General features: G+C 23.0%; 25 protein-coding genes and 1 pseudogene. 17 read left to right on the forward strand and 9 right to left on the reverse strand.

The window, feature by feature from the left end; translation table 4 throughout:
• Positions 1-353: 353 nt before the first annotated feature.
• Both AAHM78_RS02295 and AAHM78_RS02300 read right to left on the reverse strand, forming a co-directional pair.
• A complete protein-coding gene (locus tag AAHM78_RS02295; RefSeq protein WP_342254235.1) occupies positions 354-1175 on the reverse strand; it encodes an IS1595 family transposase in 822 nt (273 codons plus the stop codon).
• Positions 1176-1214: 39 nt separating this feature from the next.
• On the reverse strand, positions 1215-1676 hold the full coding sequence (locus AAHM78_RS02300) for an ERF family protein (RefSeq protein WP_342254991.1): 462 nt from the start codon (positions 1674-1676) through the stop codon (positions 1215-1217).
• A 72-nt stretch (positions 1677-1748) separates the two neighbouring features.
• Between AAHM78_RS02300 and AAHM78_RS02305 the strand changes: the two genes are divergently transcribed.
• A complete protein-coding gene (locus tag AAHM78_RS02305; RefSeq protein ID WP_342253999.1) occupies positions 1749-2141 on the forward strand; it encodes a transposase family protein in 393 nt (130 codons plus the stop codon).
• A gap of 59 nt (positions 2142-2200) precedes the next feature.
• Complete coding sequence (locus AAHM78_RS02310) at positions 2201-2566, forward strand: transposase family protein (protein ID WP_342254992.1); 366 nt, start codon at positions 2201-2203, stop codon at positions 2564-2566.
• On the opposite strand, the gene AAHM78_RS02315 is transcribed toward AAHM78_RS02310, so the two are convergent.
• From AAHM78_RS02315 to AAHM78_RS02330, 4 genes are all read right to left on the reverse strand, one after another.
• Complete coding sequence (locus AAHM78_RS02315) at positions 2558-2887, reverse strand: ERF family protein (RefSeq protein ID WP_342254236.1); 330 nt, start codon at positions 2885-2887, stop codon at positions 2558-2560. The two genes, AAHM78_RS02310 and AAHM78_RS02315, sit on opposite strands and share 9 nt — an antisense overlap.
• Entirely contained in the window at positions 2880-3071 is a 192-nt protein-coding gene (locus AAHM78_RS02320) for a hypothetical protein (protein ID WP_342254237.1), read from the reverse strand. Before AAHM78_RS02320 ends, AAHM78_RS02315 begins: the two co-directional genes overlap by 8 nt.
• Positions 3072-3200: 129 nt before the next feature.
• Entirely contained in the window at positions 3201-3383 is a 183-nt protein-coding gene (locus tag AAHM78_RS02325) for a hypothetical protein (protein ID WP_342254238.1), read from the reverse strand.
• 245 nt (positions 3384-3628) lie between these two features.
• On the reverse strand, positions 3629-4117 hold the full coding sequence (locus tag AAHM78_RS02330) for a hypothetical protein (protein WP_342254239.1): 489 nt from the start codon (positions 4115-4117) through the stop codon (positions 3629-3631).
• Between the two features lie 663 nt (positions 4118-4780).
• On the opposite strand from AAHM78_RS02330, the gene AAHM78_RS02335 reads away from it, so the two are divergent.
• Together AAHM78_RS02335 and AAHM78_RS02340 are read left to right on the forward strand one after the other, a co-directional pair.
• Positions 4781-4984 carry a hypothetical protein gene (locus AAHM78_RS02335; protein WP_342254240.1) on the forward strand — a complete coding sequence of 68 codons (204 nt, stop codon included), beginning with the start codon at positions 4781-4783 and terminating at the stop codon, positions 4982-4984.
• 835 nt (positions 4985-5819) lie between these two features.
• On the forward strand, positions 5820-6098 hold the full coding sequence (locus AAHM78_RS02340) for a transposase (protein ID WP_342253638.1): 279 nt from the start codon (positions 5820-5822) through the stop codon (positions 6096-6098).
• Positions 6099-6398: 300 nt separating this feature from the next.
• Here AAHM78_RS02340 and AAHM78_RS02345 read toward each other — a convergent pair whose 3' ends face one another.
• Positions 6399-7115 carry an IS1595 family transposase gene (locus AAHM78_RS02345; protein ID WP_342254241.1) on the reverse strand — a complete coding sequence of 239 codons (717 nt, stop codon included), beginning with the start codon at positions 7113-7115 and terminating at the stop codon, positions 6399-6401.
• A 175-nt stretch (positions 7116-7290) separates the two neighbouring features.
• On the opposite strand from AAHM78_RS02345, the gene AAHM78_RS02350 reads away from it, so the two are divergent.
• Genes AAHM78_RS02350 through AAHM78_RS16625 form a run of 3 tightly spaced genes read left to right on the forward strand, consistent with a single transcriptional unit; the run spans position 7291 to position 7899 of the window.
• A complete protein-coding gene (locus AAHM78_RS02350; protein WP_342254242.1) occupies positions 7291-7521 on the forward strand; it encodes a hypothetical protein in 231 nt (76 codons plus the stop codon).
• 38 nt (positions 7522-7559) lie between these two features.
• The gene (locus tag AAHM78_RS02355; RefSeq protein ID WP_342254243.1) at positions 7560-7727 is read left to right on the forward strand and encodes a hypothetical protein; all 168 of its coding nucleotides are present in this window, start codon (positions 7560-7562) and stop codon (positions 7725-7727) included.
• A 19-nt stretch (positions 7728-7746) separates the two neighbouring features.
• A complete protein-coding gene (locus tag AAHM78_RS16625) occupies positions 7747-7899 on the forward strand; it encodes an IS3 family transposase (protein WP_425289776.1) in 153 nt (50 codons plus the stop codon).
• Between the two features lie 35 nt (positions 7900-7934).
• Here AAHM78_RS16625 and AAHM78_RS02360 read toward each other — a convergent pair whose 3' ends face one another.
• Positions 7935-8651, reverse strand: coding sequence for a hypothetical protein (locus AAHM78_RS02360; protein WP_342254244.1), 717 nt, complete (start codon positions 8649-8651; stop codon positions 7935-7937).
• A 340-nt stretch (positions 8652-8991) separates the two neighbouring features.
• On the opposite strand from AAHM78_RS02360, the gene rsmG reads away from it, so the two are divergent.
• The 10 genes from rsmG (at position 8992) to AAHM78_RS02410 (ending at position 15362) form a co-directional block, all read left to right on the forward strand.
• Positions 8992-9687, forward strand: coding sequence for a 16S rRNA (guanine(527)-N(7))-methyltransferase RsmG (gene rsmG / locus AAHM78_RS02365; RefSeq protein ID WP_342254245.1), 696 nt, complete (start codon positions 8992-8994; stop codon positions 9685-9687).
• Positions 9688-9765: 78 nt separating this feature from the next.
• On the forward strand, positions 9766-10530 hold the full coding sequence (locus tag AAHM78_RS02370; protein WP_174480209.1) for a ParA family protein: 765 nt from the start codon (positions 9766-9768) through the stop codon (positions 10528-10530).
• Positions 10523-11410 (forward strand): ParB/RepB/Spo0J family partition protein, encoded by an 888-nt coding sequence (locus AAHM78_RS02375; protein WP_342254246.1) that lies wholly within the window; start codon positions 10523-10525, stop codon positions 11408-11410. Before AAHM78_RS02370 ends, AAHM78_RS02375 begins: the two co-directional genes overlap by 8 nt.
• A 370-nt stretch (positions 11411-11780) precedes the next feature.
• Complete coding sequence (locus tag AAHM78_RS02380) at positions 11781-12080, forward strand: hypothetical protein (RefSeq protein ID WP_342254247.1); 300 nt, start codon at positions 11781-11783, stop codon at positions 12078-12080.
• A 43-nt stretch (positions 12081-12123) separates the two neighbouring features.
• On the forward strand, positions 12124-13083 hold the full coding sequence (locus AAHM78_RS02385; RefSeq protein WP_342254248.1) for an IS1595 family transposase: 960 nt from the start codon (positions 12124-12126) through the stop codon (positions 13081-13083).
• Positions 13084-13431: 348 nt separating this feature from the next.
• Positions 13432-13824 (forward strand): transposase family protein, encoded by a 393-nt coding sequence (locus AAHM78_RS02390; protein ID WP_342252835.1) that lies wholly within the window; start codon positions 13432-13434, stop codon positions 13822-13824.
• Between the two features lie 59 nt (positions 13825-13883).
• A complete protein-coding gene (locus tag AAHM78_RS02395) occupies positions 13884-14249 on the forward strand; it encodes a transposase family protein (RefSeq protein WP_342254958.1) in 366 nt (121 codons plus the stop codon).
• On the forward strand, positions 14236-14586 hold the full coding sequence (locus AAHM78_RS02400) for a transposase family protein (protein ID WP_342254249.1): 351 nt from the start codon (positions 14236-14238) through the stop codon (positions 14584-14586). Before AAHM78_RS02395 ends, AAHM78_RS02400 begins: the two co-directional genes overlap by 14 nt.
• A 59-nt stretch (positions 14587-14645) precedes the next feature.
• Positions 14646-15011, forward strand: a complete 366-nt coding sequence (locus AAHM78_RS02405; RefSeq protein ID WP_342254993.1) for a transposase family protein — start codon at positions 14646-14648, stop codon at positions 15009-15011.
• Between the two features lie 24 nt (positions 15012-15035).
• Positions 15036-15362, forward strand: a complete 327-nt coding sequence (locus AAHM78_RS02410; protein ID WP_342254250.1) for a hypothetical protein — start codon at positions 15036-15038, stop codon at positions 15360-15362.
• 394 nt (positions 15363-15756) lie between these two features.
• Here the strand turns inward: AAHM78_RS02410 and AAHM78_RS02415 are convergent.
• A pseudogene (locus AAHM78_RS02415) lies at positions 15757-16699 on the reverse strand (IS30 family transposase).
• Positions 16700-16774: the final 75 nt, after the last annotated feature.

Here is a 16774-nt window from a genome sequence, read left to right on the forward strand (position 1 = left end):
AAAAAATATTTCACTTTCAAAATTTAAAAATCCATATTTTTTAAAACTATAACTACTAATTAATATTGGTTTTCAAATAATTTCATTTTCATAACAATTTTTACATTCTTTTATAATTTTTAATGAAACATTATCATCATTATGAATTTCACAATATACATATTCTCTAGTAGTTCAATAATTTAAATTTTTATCATATTTATATTTTTTTTCTCATAATGTAAAACCTGTATTTTTAATACTTGGGTCAATTGAAAGTAAATAATTATGGCTTTTCTCCCTTTATGTACTATTTTTAAATTTTATCACATAAATGCTGAGAAAAGCCTATCTACGGACTTCTCCCCACATTTTTAAATCAAACATAACATTACAGTTTCAAAACTAGGTATATTGTTGAATTTATATGCCGATTCTTTTGCGTATAAATGAACATGATGTTTTTCAACTTTGATATGTGTTTTAAATGTTCGTCTGATGTGCTTTCATGCCGATTCAATCTGGTTTATGTTTACACCAGTTTTTGAAACATAGCCATCTTGATGGTTAACTGTTTCATGCTTAGTGAAAACTGATTTAAAATGGCGATATCCTTTTCAAGAATCAGTATGTACATCACACTTTGAAGAAATGTGGTTTCTTGCAAATTGCAAAAGATTTTTTTGATTTGCATTTTTCAACACTTTCACAATTAAATTATTGGTTGTTTTTTCATAAATCCCAACAATCAAAGTTTTATTTTTTAAGGATCTTCCTTGTTTTTTAAAACCCATATGTGAAAGATACATTTCATCCGTTTGCACTATGCCCTCAACAATGAATTGAGGTTCTTGTTTTGCAATTGCACTTCGGATTTTATGACCCATTCTTCAAGCAGTTTTCAAAGTTACTCCCAATTCTTTTGCAACATCAGTTGATGGAATTCCATGTTTGGTGTTTATTCATCTAAAGATGAGATAAAACCAAGATGTCAAAGGTGTTTGTGACTTGTAAAAAATGATGTCATGAAGAATACTAAATGTTTGATGACATTTCAAACATCTTATTCTTCTTAAATCAGAAGTATTCAAATTTGTTCAAGAACACCTCATACATTTGTTTTCCTTCAAACTTGCTATATATTTCAAACAATCTTTTTCTGTTTGAAATATATTGTTGAACTCATTCAATTTCATTGTTTCCTCCACAAGTACATGTGGGGAGAAGTCCGATAATTATTTATAATTTCTATACTCATTTTTATTATTATTTTTTAAATTTTTAAATCTTTCACGAATTTCTTTAAATTTATCAAATAATACTTTTAAATAATTTTCACCCATTAATATTAAAAAATCTTTATTATTACTTGGATTTAATCTTTCCATATCTTCTCTTATACATTCATCAAATAAAACTGTATTTGTAATCATATATTTTTCAAAATAATCTAATTGTTTTTCACTTGGTTCTCATTTTTCATTAGATGTTTTTATATTATTAACGTAATTATTTTGTGGTTTATTATTTTGAATTAAATTAACACTATCATTATCTGGGTCAAGTTCATCTTCACTTAATAAAAGTAAATTCATTAAGAAATATCTATAAGCATAAGTTTCTGCACTACCTTTTGCTTTTGCTATATCTGTATTTTTAGCACAAGCAAAAATATTAAAATCTTCTCTAAATTCTATATTATACTTGGTGCAAAAACTTTAATTTTAACAATTTAACGATTATTATTAATATTAAAGGTGATAGTTATTATGTTGAAAAAATATAAAGATGATCAAGAATTTTATAGTTTAGTCGGCATAAAGCCACAAACATTTTATAAAATTCTTGAAATTTTAAAAATTGCTGAGTCTAAACAAAAATATTATGGTGGTAGAAAAAATAAAATTGTAATTGAAGAGCGTTTATTAATGACTTTAGAATATTGAAAAGACTATAGTAGTTATAGAGTTATTGCAAAAAGATATAATATTAGTCATACTAGTTGCATTCGTAATATTTTTTGAATTGAAAATATTTTAATAAAAAGCGGAATTTTTAATTTACCTGGAAAAAAAGATTTAACAAAAAATAAAGGTACTAATAATAATTTGTTAGCTATTGATGCTACTGAAACTCCAATTGAAAGAATTAAAAAAAACTAAAATTACTTTTTTCAGGTAAAAATAAACATCATTCTCTCAAATCCCAAATAATTATTGATATTTCCAATGGAAAAATTATTTCAACTGATTTTTGTTTTGGAAGCATTCATGATTTTAAATTGCTTCTAAAATCTAAAACTTTTATTCATCCAGAAAAACAAGTTTTTGTTGATTCAGGTTATCAAGGTATACAAAATATTCATAAAAATACATTTTTGCCATTTAAAAAAAGTAAATACAATCAATTAACACCAATTCAAAAAGAATACAATAAAACTTTAAGTAAAATTAGAATTAAAATTGAACACGTATTTGCTAAACTAAAACGTTTTAAAATTTTAAGTTTAAAATATCGCAATAAAATACGAAGATTTGCATTAAGATTTAATTTAATAGCAGGAATATATAATTTTGAATTACCTTAGTTTTGCACCAAGTCTATTATCTAAATCAATAATTGAATATTTTTTTTGATATGAAACTTCTATTTCTTTTGTTACATTTTGTATTTTATTATTATTTTTATCTATAAATTCTTTAATATTTTCTATTTTATTTATATTCATATTTTCTGAAATATCTGAATGTAAAATAAGTATATTTAATTCTCTACATAGTACTTTTAATTTATTAAAAATATCACTTAATAATCAATATTTATAATTACCATGAGTATTAAAACCATTTTTAGGTGTACTACCAATTTCTAATTGTAATTTAAGTATTTTTTTATATAAATTATTCATTATAATCACTCTTTCTATTTTTTGTTTTTTTAATTGCATTTTTAATTAAATTTCTTACAAATTCAGATACAGTTATATTTTTTTCTTTACAAAATTCTTTTAAGTTTTGAAATTCTAATTCTTTAAATCTAATTATTAATATTTTATTTAATAATTCTTCTTTAGATATATTTTTAGGTGACATTATTTATTCACTACTTTCTTTTTTAAAAGCATTTTTAATACTTTCACCATATATACCATTTTCAATATCTTGAAAAAATTGTTGTAAATTATTTGTTATTTCTTGAAAACTTTTATTTTTAATTATTTATTACACTCCTTTAAAATTTTCTAATTGTAATTCATTAATATAATATTCATATAAGTAATCTCAATTATTTGATGTTAAATACATATCTTCTTCAATCATTTCATCAATACATTTATTACAATAATAACTATTATCTATTTCACTAATTCAAATATATTTTTCATTATGAATATTACATTTCATTTTTTTCACCTATTAATTTATAAAAACATTTATTACAAGTTCTATTTCCATATGATGAATTTTTATGACAAATATCACATGAACCTTTAATTCTATATTCTCTACATTCCATAATTATTCATTCCTTTCTATAATTTTTAATATTTCTTTTATTTCAATATATTTTTTATTTTTAAGTAATTTTTCATTACATAAATTTTTTATTAATTCAATTTTTTCAACATTTAATAACATATTAATTTCCTTTAATACTTTAAATAAAATATTTTATTATTATGAGTTGATATATTTTTCATTGGTGTAATAATATAATTTATTGCTAAATCATTATGTTTATATGGATTATTGATTTTAAAACCTTTCATATCTTGTTCTCATGTAATGTTATATTTAAAACATTCTTGATTTTTATCATTTTTAAAAATATAATAACTATTATATTGTTCATAACATTCACAAGATATTAATTCATTTTCATTTGTATTAATATTTGGAATATTTTTAATATATTTTAAAATATCACCACCTTTAACACTTTCAATATCTTTTGTTATTGATTTTTTACCTAATTTATAATAAAAATCTTCAATTATTTTTAATGCTATTTTTTTATTTTTTTCATCAATAATAGTATCTTTAATAGGAAATCATGTTTCATATTCACCAATTTCTAATAACATACCTTTAGTTGTTTCTTTAATTTTATTTTTAATATCTAAATTAACATTAATCATTACGTATCCTTTCTATGTATAAGCCTTATTACCTACAGTGATAAAAGGCTTATATACTACTAACTACTTATCTACTATACGTAAGGCTTATGCTACTGTAAGTAGCATAAGCCTTGGAGGGTAGGGGTTCTAGGGGAAGGGAACCAAAATTTCTGAAATTTTCAAAGAGCAACAGAAAAATTACTATTGGTTAATTCCAGCACAATAGCCTACATAATTTTTTATTTAGTTATGTAATAATTAATTACTTTAATAAAGTGCTGGTTTAATAAAATAATTAATTATAATTGTTTAACAATTAAAAAATGAGAGTATTATCTCTCATTTAACTTCTTTTTAAATCTAACCATTAACTTTATACGCCCCAAACATTTATAGTTATTAGTAATAATATTCCAAGTTGATTATGAGGAATGTTTCCATATTTAATAGCATTAGTATCATTAATGATTTTTCGTCCTAATACAGAATTGGTAAAAAGTTGAGCGCAACCTTATGTTAAAGCAGGTAGAAAATGACAATAAAATTATATGCTAGCAATATTTTAAAACCTTTATCAAGTTTAATAAATATAATGTTTTAAATGTTTTTTCATAAATTCAGTTTTTATTTTTATTCTGTATAATAAATTTATTAAGCAATGAAAAAGGGGAATTTTAAATTATGGTAAAAAACTTAAATGACAGTTTTGAGAAATTGATTGAAGAGAACAATGACAGTTTAGAAAAAATATTAAAAAAAAGAAAAACATTTAAAAATAATGAGAAAAAAATAATTAATAAAATTTCTAATATTAACTATCAAAAAATTAATGATGATGAAGTAATAAGTTTTAAATCTAAAAAAAATAAATGTATAGTAATGTAAATTAGATTAAAGCATTTATTTTTTAAGAAAATATTTTTTATAATTTGTATAATAATTTTTAAAAAAAAGATTGTTAATTACTACTATTTATTAATAAATTTATTAGTTGTTATATTAGGAACTTGGGTTTCATATTTTGTTATTTCTTCATGCAAAGATTCTGATCATTTAAGGTGTGAATTTAATGGTTTCACATTTTGTAATAATATAGATTCTTTATATTCTTGATTTCCACCACTAAGACTTTCTTTTTTTTGTGCTTCTTGTTGGTAAATTTTTTTTGTTAAATCTTTTTTAGATTTGGTTTTTTGTTCTTGATTTTGATATTTATTAATTAATAATTTTAATATTTTTCTTTTTTCTGGACTTAATGCTTCCGTTTTTCTTCGACTTAATGCGGGTATTGGTTCAATTGTAAGAGCATATATTTTTTTTGAAATAATTAGTGCTGAGATTTGTTTTGTTGTGAAATATGGTATTTGTTCAATTGTAAATGCGGGTATTTGTTCTTTTGTAAAGGATTGAATTTGTTTTTATGTAAAAACTTGTATTTGTTTTTTGGTAAATGATTGTATTTGTTCAATTATGAATCATTGTATTTGTTTTGAAATTATTCCGTTTATGTATTTAATTGGAAACTCTTGTATTTGTTCTGGTACAAATGATTGTATTTGTTTATAATCAAATCATTTAATTTGATTTAGAGTTAATGTTTTTATTTGTTTTTCATTGAGTACTTGTATTTGTTGTGATGTTAATTGGATAGGTTACACTTTATTGGACACTAATTACGTAGACAAGTGAACAAATTAGTTAAAAGAAAGGAACTATAATTATGGCCAATATTAACTCATATACCGACGAATTTAAGAAACAAATAGTAGCTTTATATCAAAGTGGTAAGTCAGTGTCTTGTCTTGCTAAAGAGTACAATGTTACAAGAGCAGCTACTTATAATTGAATTAAGCAATTTACTAATTCAGGTAGTTTTAAATCTAAAGATAATCGTTCTGTTGAAGAAAATGAATTAATTAAATTAAGAAAAGAATTAAAACAGTTACGAATGGAAAATGATATTTTAAAGCAAGCAGCACTAATAATAGGCAGAAAATAGAGATTATTATCAATAATAAATGTAAATATAAAATTCGTACAATGTGTCGTTTTTTAAAGCTCTCTAAATCAACATATTATTTTAATTTCAAGAAAAAAGAAAAAAATCAAAATAATATGTATGATGAAGCTTTTATTAGTGCTTTTAAAGAAAATAAAGAAATTTATGGCACAAGAAGATTAAAAGTCATATTAGAAAACCAAGAAATTTATTTGGCTTTTATCCCTTTATGTACTATTTTTAAATTTTATCACATAAATGGAGATAAAAGCCTACCTAGGAAATTATCCCTGCATGTATTTAAATCAAACACAAAATTACAGTTTCAAAACTCGGTATGTTATTGAATTTATATGCTGATTCTTTTGCATATAAATGAATATTGTGTTTTGAAACTCTTATGTGTGTTCGGAAAGTTCGTCGGATGTGCTTTCATGCTGATTCAATCTGGTTTGTGTTTACACCTGTTGGTGACACATACCCAACTTCATGATTTACGATTTCATGTTTGGGATAGAAGTTTTTGAAACTTACATATCCCTTCCAAGAATCCGTAAATAGACAGCACTCAGTAAAAATGTGTTTCAATGCAAATCTTAAAAGGTTTTTTTCATCTGCATTTTTCAGCACATTCACGATTAGTTTGTTGCTGGTTTTCTCATAAACTCCAACAATCAAAGTTTTATTCAACAAGGATCTTCCTTGTTTTTTAAAACCTAAATGTGAAAGATACATTTCATCCATCTGTGCTGTGCCATCAACAATGAAACCCGCATCTTGATTTCCAATTCTAGTCCTGATTTCATGACACATTCTTCAAGCTGTTTTATAGGTCACACCCAATTCCCTTGCAACATCGGTTGCTGGTATGCCATGCTTTGTGTTTATTCATCTAAAGATGAGATAAAACCAAGATGTCATTTGGGTCTGTGACTTATAAAAAATGGTTCCATAAAGAATACTAAATGTTTGGTTACAGTTCAAACATCGTATTCTTCTCAAATCAGAAGTATTCAAACTAGAAGAAGCACACCTGATGCATTTCATTATTTTCAACTTCGCTATATATTTCAAACAATCGTTTTCAGTTTGAAATATGCTATTGAATTCATTTCAATTCATTTTTTCCTCCACACTAGTACATGTGGGGATAATTTCCATTTATTTATCAAGACGAAAAATTAAAGAAATTATGAATAAACATAATTTAATATCAAAATACACTAAATTAAGACACAAAAATCATCATAATAAAGTCAATGATAGTCAAATAACTAATCTTGTTAATAGAAACTTTAAGAATAGGATTAAAAATGAAGTTATTGTTAGTGATTTAACTTATGTTCAAGTAAATGGTAAGTGAAACTATATTTGTTTATTAATAGACCTATTTAACCGCGAAATTATTGGACATAGTGTGTAGGCACTAAAAAAGATGCATCATTAGTATATGAAGCATTTATGCAATCAAATCGCCGTTTAAAAGATATTCAAATATTTCATAGCGATCGAGGTAATGAATTTAATAATAAAATTATTGATAAACTTTTACTAGCATTCAATATTACTCGCTCTTTAAGCAAACAAAGGTTGTCCTTATGACAATGCTGTTGCTGAAGCAACTTTTAAAACTTTCAAAACTGAATTTATTAATGATAAAAATTTTAGATCATTAATCCAATTAAAATTAGAATTATTTGATTATATCAATTGATATAACAACATACGAATTAATAGAACTTTAAACTACCTAACTCCAGTTAATTATCAAAAACAAATGTCTACCAAAAAAAAGTCCTAAAAAAGGTTGCCATTCCATATCTTTTGTTAATACTGCTATATGCGTTTCTGTAAATTGTGGTATTTTTTTTTGGTAAATCAAGTGATTTGTCAAACAGTAAGTGCTGCTGCTTGTTCGCTTGTGAGTGCTGGTATTTGTTTTTTGGTTAATGCTTTTATTTGTATTTCTGTAAATGATGCTATTTGTTTTTTTCTAAGTCAAGTAATTTGTAAGTTTGTGAATCGTGATATTTGTTTTTTGGTGAATCAAGAAATTTGTAAAGTAGTAAATGATTCTATTTGTTTTTTTGTCAATGATTGAATTTGTAATTTTGTCAATATTTGGATTGGTTCAATGGTGAATCAAGTAATTTTTCATTCTGTAAATGCTTGTATTTGTCTTGGTGTTAAAATTACTATTTCTTCAGTTGTCAATCTCTGTACTTCTTTTTTTGTGAGTATTTCAATTTCATGTGTAGTTAATTTATTTATATTTTGTAGATTTATATCTTTTTTTTCTTCATTTATTTTAATAAATAGTACTTCTCTTTTCATTTTATTTATGAAATGTGGTTTATATGTATTTATTGATTTATTAAATAAAACCTTTGATAATTCTTGTGATTTTAGAAAATTTTGATATATTTCTTCAAGTTTGTTTTTATGTTCTTGGATAGGATTTGTTCAATTATTAATTTGTATACTGATTAGGTTTAATGAATTATTATTAATAGATTTTGTTAGTTCTTTTGAAAAATTAAGTAAAATTTTCATTTTTTTCTTTTTCCTTTCAATGATATAAATTAAAACATAAAAACTCATTTACTTTAAATTAAGCAATGAGTTAAAAAAAACTTTTATAATTTTTTAATAATTCTTATTATATGTGTTAATTATATTTGAGTTTAAAGAAAATACAACGAAAATGATATTTTAAAGGTTTTAAATTATTTTTAGTAATATTTAATTTTGAAGGATAGCAGTTATGTGATAAAATTTCAAACATATACTAAAAAAACATTATAATTAAATATAATTTAATTATTTAAAACATTATATTTATAGTCTACTTTAAATAAAGTATTTTATTAAATGATTGATTTAGGAGTAAGCAATGAATAAAAATTGAGCTATAGGTTTAACTAATTTAACTTTAACCCCAATAATGGAACAACAATTAAGTCAGTATTATAAAATTTTAATTGCTGAAAATAAAAAATATAACTTAACAACGATCATTGAAGAAATGGAAGTTTATTATAAACATTTCTATGATTCTCTTTTAATTAGTAATAATATCATTTTGGATGATCAAAATATTTGTGATGTTGGTAGTGGTGCGGGTATACCAGGAATAATTTTAAAAATTTGTTTTCCCGAATTACAATTAACTATTATTGAATCGAATACAAAGAAATGTCAATTTATAAAAACAGTAATTACTGAACTAAACTTAGAAAACGTTTATATAATTAATCAAAGAGTAGAAACATTTGCTCATCAATATCGTGAAACATTTGATATTGTAACAGCAAGAGCATTAGCACCGTTAAATATTTTAAGTGAATTATGTTTAGGATTAGTTAAAGTTGAAGGATTATTTATTGCTTATAAGGGTATTAAAGTTGAAGAAGAACTTGCGTTGGCACAAAATAGTATTAACACAATGGGTGCAAAGTTAATTAATCAATTTACTGTTCAATTACCAAACAACTATGGTCAAAGAACAATCCTTCATTTTCAAAAATATAAATTATGTGCTTTAAAATATCCAAGACCTTATCAACAAATTAAAAGTAAACCTTTGTAAATAATATTAATTAAAATTAGTGTTAAACTTAATTAGTAGGATAAAATATTAGTCTATTAATTTAGAAAGGTAATTATTATGGGCAAAATTATTGCAATTGCTAATCAAAAAGGTGGAGTTGGAAAAACAACTACTGCTACTAATCTTGCTGCAGGTTTAGGTATAAAAAATAAAAAAGTGTTACTTATTGATTTGGATCCACAAGGTAGTGCTACTATTTCAATGGGTTTTGCTGCTGATAAAGTTGAACAAGATATATATGATGTTTTAGTACATGATGTTCCATTGGAAAAAGTAATTAAAACTGAAGTTTGTCAAGGAGTAGATTTATTACCATCAACCATTTCTTTGGCGGGAGCCGAAATATTTTTATTAGAGCAATCTCGTAATAAAAGAAATATTTTATTAGAAAAATTAGAACCCGTAAAGGAAGTATATGATTTTATTATTATTGACTGTCCACCTAGTTTAGGATTAGTTAATCGTAATGCTTTAGCTTCAGCTAATTCAGTTATTATTCCATTGCAAGCTGAGTTTTATGCATTAGGTGGTTTGGTACAATTATTATCTACTATTCGTTTAGTACAACAATTATTTAATCCCAATTTAGAAATTGAAGGGATTTTATTAACTATGGTTAATATTAGAACAACTTCTTCTGTTGAAGTTATCAAAGAAATTCAAAAAAATTTTAGAGAAAAAGTTTATAAAAATTATATTCCAAGAAATGTAACTCTAAGTGAAGCACCAAGTCATGGTAAAAATATTTTTAGTTATCGGCCACGTTGCAGTGGTGCTATTGCTTATCAAAGTTTAGTGAATGAGGTGTTAAATAATGTCTAATGATAAAAAAAATCGTATTTCTGCTAAAGGCTTAGCATCAATTTTTGGTGAAGGTTTAAATGATTTGATAACTAACATTGAAAGTTCACCAGAAATTGCTAAAACTTTTTCACAAACTATTTCTTTTGCTAAAATTATTCCTAATCCATATCAACCGCGTGTAGTATTTAATGAACAAGAAATTAAAGAACTAAGTGATTCAATTAAAATTCATGGTTTAATTCAACCAATTATTGTTAAAAAAACGATAACAGATGGTGTTTTTCAATTAGTTGCTGGTGAACGTAGAACTAAAGCTGCAAAATTAGCAGGTCTAACAGAGATCTCTGCAGTAACTATTGAAGTAACAGATCAACAATTAATGGAATTTGCTTTGATTGAAAATATTCAACGTGTTGATTTGAATGCTTTTGAAGAAGCACAGGCATATCAAACTTTAATTAGTAAAATGAAATGAACTCAAGAACAACTCTCACAAAAAGTTAATAAATCACGTAGTCACATTGCTAATACTTTACGAATTTTGCAATTGCCAGTAGAGATTTTACAAATGCTTCAACGCAATGAATTAACAATGGGTCATGTTAAACCGTTATTAAGTTTAGGCACTAATCTTAATTTAATGGTAACTATTGCTAAAAGGGCATATAGTGAACAATGGAGTGTTCGTAAGGTTGAAGATGTTATTAAGATGCAACAATTAAGTTTAAATCAAAAACAAAATGTTAATAAAAAGTCAGATCTTCATTTAGTATCATTAGAAAATACTTTATCAAGAACTTTAGATACTAAAGTAAAAATCAATAAAAAACAACTAATCATCAATTATAGTAATCACAAAGAATTAAATCGAATTTTAGAATTTTTAAAATTAATATAAATTTAAAATGAGTATAAATGTTTTAAAACATTTATACTCATTTTTTATCTTGTAAATTTATTTTATGATATTTCTCTAAAAGGAAATATTAATCCTGAATTAGTATAGATAATTAAGTTTGTAATAAAAACAAATAAGATAGACAAACCAATTGCAATTTTACTTATACCTAGTATGATTAATAACTTTTTTGATATATCATGAGGATAAGTTAAAAGTTTCTTTTCCATATTTTCCTCCTAAAAGTTATATTTATTTTTAAGCCTTACTTATTTATAATTATATACTATTGTAAAAGTTTTTATCATTATATTTGATGTTATAATGTTATTTAAAATAATTTATTTTAACATTGAAAGGAAAATTAAATATGCCAGAAAAAGATAAGAATACGTTATTTAAACGTATTATTTTTAGAAAATATAAAGATGAAATTGATTGAGTAAAAATGATTAATTGTTTTTTTAAAAAAAGAAAAAGTTTTGAAGAAGATGTAGCAATTTTAACCGAGTTATTTAATGAAAAAAATAATGATTGATTAAAAAAGTTTAATATTTCTGAGGAAGATGCAGTAATTTTAACTAAATTATTTAATCAAAAAATTAATAATTGATTAGAAAAAGAACAAATTTCTTTTAATTTTCAAAAAAACTCTTGATATTACTTTTAATTTAAAATTAAAAGTAATATTTTTATATCGGGGGTGATTTTTTGTGACTAATAATGAATTAATTGGTGTTTTAAAAAACAAAAAAGATGAAGAATTTATAAAAATTATTAGACATTTTAAAAATAGAATTAAACAAATTGAGAAAAAAGAAAAATTAGATGCAATTGATAAAAAATTTAAAGAAAAAGGAATTCAATGTCCAAATTGTAAATCTTATTGATGTGTAAAAAATGGTTTTAAGAATAATAAGCAAAAATATTTATGCAAAGATTTTAAAAGTAGCTTTGATGCTTTAAGAAATCATTTTTTACATTGAAGTCATTTATCTCATGAACAATGAGATTGAATAATTTGATTGTCATTGTTAGGTCAATCTGCTTATACTATTTCTCAATTTGCTAAAATTTCAAAAACATCAGCATGATTTAATCGTCAAAAATTTATGAAATCATCACAATTAGCAAAAAAACAAAAACCATTCACAAAATTAAAAGGTAGAATTGAAATTGATGAAACTTTTATCAAAGAAATTCATAAAGGAAATTTCAAAAATACAGATGATCCAAGAAAAAAATGAATTGAAGAAAATGCTAAAGATTTAAACTGTTGTATTGAAATGGCAATTGATGAAAATAAAAATATTTATGCTCAAACAACAAATACTAAAAGATTAACAAAAAAATGAGTACAAGAAAATTTAACATCTAAGCTTATCGAAGAAAAATCAATTATAGTTTGTGATATGCAAATACTATATGATACAGTAGCTAAACAAACAAAATGTACTCTCAAGAAATTTAAATCAAAAGAAAATAAAGAATTAAATTATAAAAATTTAAGTAATATCAGTAAAATACAATCAAGTTTAAAAGAATTTATTACTCATTATCATGGCATTGGATTTACCAATATTCAAAATTACCTCAATTTATGAAAATTTAAATACCAACATTATAAAATATCACCTTATGCAAAATCTGAAGCATTATATTTCAGTTTGTAAAAAAAATAAATCCCAAAATTAAATAAAATAAAATTTTAGGCCAGGTTGATGATTTTTTTTATTTCATCAAGAGTTTTTTTGAAAATTAAAACAAATTTCTGAAGACAATGTATTGGATTTAACTGATTTGTTTAATAGACTTGGTGCAAAACCTTTAATTTTAACAATTTAACGATTATTATTAATATTAAAGGTGATAGTTATTATGTTGAAAAAATATAAAGATGATCAAGAATTTTATAGTTTAGTCGGCATAAAGCCACAAACATTTTATAAAATAGACTTGGTGCAAAACCTTTAATTTTAACAATTTAACGATTATTATTAATATTAAAGGTGATAGTTATTATGTTGAAAAAATATAAAGATGATCAAGAATTTTATAGTTTAGTCGGCATAAAGCCACAAACATTTTATAAAATGCTTGAAATTTTAAAAATTGCTGAGTCTAAACAAAAATATTATGGTGGTAGAAAAAATAAAATTGTAATTGAAGAGCGTTTATTAATGACTTTAGAATATTGAAAAGACTATAGTAGTTATAGAGTTATTGCAAAAAGATATAATATTAGTCATACTAGTTGCATTCGTAATATTTTTTGAATTGAAAATATTTTAATAAAAAGCGGAATTTTTAATTTACCTGGAAAAAAAGATTTAACAAAAAATAAAGGTACTAATAATAATTTGTTAGCTATTGATGCTACTGAAACTCCAATTGAAAGAATTAAAAAAAACTAAAATTACTTTTTTCAGTTAAAAAGAAACATCATTCTCTCAAATCCCAAATAATTATTGATATTTCCAATGGAAAAATCATTTCAACTGCTTTTTGTTTTGGAAGCATTCATGATTTTAAATTGCTTCTAAAATCTAAAACTTTTATTCATCCAGAAAAACAAGTTTTTGTTGATTCAGGTTATCAAGGTATACAAAATATTCATAAAAATACATTTTTGCCATTTAAAAAAAGTAAATACAATCAATTAACACCAATTCAAAAAGAATACAATAAAACTTTAAGTAAAATTAGAATTAAAATTGAACACGTATTTGCTAAACTAAAACGTTTTAAAATTTTAAGTTTAAAATATCGCAATAAAATACGAAGATTTGCATTAAGATTTAATTTAATAGCAGGAATATATAATTTTGAATTACCTTAGTTTTGCACCAAGTCTAATGCTTGAAATTTTAAAAATTGCTGAGTCTAAACAAAAATATTATGGTGGTAGAAAAAATAAAATTGTAATTGAAGAGCGTTTATTAATGACTTTAGAATATTGAAAAGACTATAGTAGTTATAGAGTTATTGCAAAAAGATATAATATTAGTCATACTAGTTGCATTCGTAATATTTTTTGAATTGAAAATATTTTAATAAAAAGCGGAATTTTTAATTTACCTGGAAAAAAAGATTTAACAAAAAATAAAGGTACTAATAATAATTTGTTAGCTATTGATGCTACTGAAACTCCAATTGAAAGAATTAAAAAAAACTAAAATTACTTTTTTCAGGTAAAAAGAAACATCATTCTCTCAAATCCCAAATAATTATTGATATTTCCAATGGAAAAATTATTTCAACTGCTTTTTGTTTTGGAAGCATTCATGATTTTAAATTGCTTCTAAAATCTAAAACTTTTATTCATCCAGAAAAACAAGTTTTTGTTGATTCAGGTTATCAAGGTATACAAAATATTCATAAAAATACATTTTTGCCATTTAAAAAAAGTAAATACAATCAATTAACACCAATTCAAAAAGAATACAATAAAACTTTAAGTAAAATTAGAATTAAAATGGAACACGTATTTGCTAAACTAAAACGTTTTAAAATTTTAAGTTTAAAATATCGCAATAAAATACGAAGATTTGCATTAAGATTTAATTTAATAGCAGGAATATATAATTTTGAATTACCTTAGTTTTGCACCAAGTATAATGAAAAAATGAATATAAATGATGAAACTACTAAAGTTATTGAAATTGCTAAGTTACTTAAAAAGGCAGAAGATTTAAATAGTATACATGAAATATTAGATGAACTTCCTCCACGTTATTTTCTTGTTGATAACTGAGAAGATACTGATGAAGAAGATATTGAAAATGAAAGTAAAATAATGACTTCAGAAAATAGCTGTTTAAATAAAGAAGAAACTGTATCTATTTCCAATAGTCAAAAAGCATTTTCTAAACAAGATATTATCGATAGTGGTATATGCTTAGATACTAGTTTATCTACTTCTGAATTAGTGAGATCATTTACTGCTATTTAATTGTAATAGCATTAATATAAATAAATTAAAAAAACTAATTATACTAAAATTAGTAATTAAATTAAATATTAAAGATATTGAAATAGTTTTTAATTGTATTTTTTTTAAAAATATGTATAATCCTAAATATTAAAAGTTAATTTCTTTTAATATTATTTAATTTTAAAAGGTTATAACATACCACCTTGATTTTCAGATCAAGTTGGTATTTTTTGTTTTAAATATTTGAAATAACAATAATGAAATTATTATATTAATATTAAATTTAATAAAAAACAAAAAATAGGGAGGAAAATAATTCCAAACACATTTAATTTTAACAACATAACAAAAGGTCAACAATTAATAATTTTTTTTTAATAACCTGAGTTGTAAATATAAATGGGACAGTTTTTTAAAATAATTGTATTAAATCTATTGGTCTTTTATAAGAGAGCGATTTTCTGGGTGTAGAATTAATTTGAAATGCTATAAAATTTAAATATTTTTTTATATGAAGATAGATCTGTAGATTTTGGTAAATATCTTCTTAAAATACCATTATTATTTTCATTTAAACCCCTTTGGCAAGGTTTACCAGGATCTGCAAAATAAATTTTGACATTACAAATTTTTTCGATTAATCTTCATTTACTAAATTCTTTACCACGATCAAAAGTAATGGTTTTAACTGTTCCTTTTTGTAACTTTGAAATAAATTTTATTATACTTTTCGTAATATTTTCTGATTTATGATTTTTAGTTACTAAAGGAATTGTGGTTTTTGATCATATATCAGCCAAAGTAATAATAGAACTTTTATGATCTTTGCCAATGATAGTATCACCTTCTAAATGACCAAATTCTTGTATATTTTTAATATTAGGAATGATTAAATTTCTTTCATGAATAGACTTACAATTATTAATTTTGCCCCTAGTTTCTTTTTGTTTGTGAGATTTATTTTTGCCTTTTCTCAATAAGTTATTTTCATCAAAACCCATTCGATTTGTTTTAAACATGTTATATAAAGTTTTTGTCGAAATACTTTTTATTTTATTTTCCTTTAAAAAGTTAGCAATTATATCAAGAGCATACTTTTTAGTAATTAACAAATGATTAATACTATTAATTTCTGTTAAAGTTAAAATTATTAATTTTCTGCCTGCATTTTGTTTATTTTTTTGAAATTGATTCAATATTTCTAATGGCAATAAGTTTTTATTTAATAATCTACAAACTCTATGTACGGTTGATTTACTATAATCAACAATTTTTGCTATTTTACGAATCGAAAATCCATAATTTTTATATTCTTTTATTGCTATTATTGATTCAATACTCAGATACTTATACATTGCGCTAATTCCTTTCTTTTCTTAATTATAGAACTAACACAATTTAATTTTTATATAAGTGTCCTTTTTAATTTT

The sequence above is a fragment of the Spiroplasma endosymbiont of Zeiraphera isertana genome (assembly GCF_964030805.1).
Lineage (GTDB): Bacteria > Bacillota_I > Bacilli_A > Mycoplasmatales > VBWQ01 > Spiroplasma_E.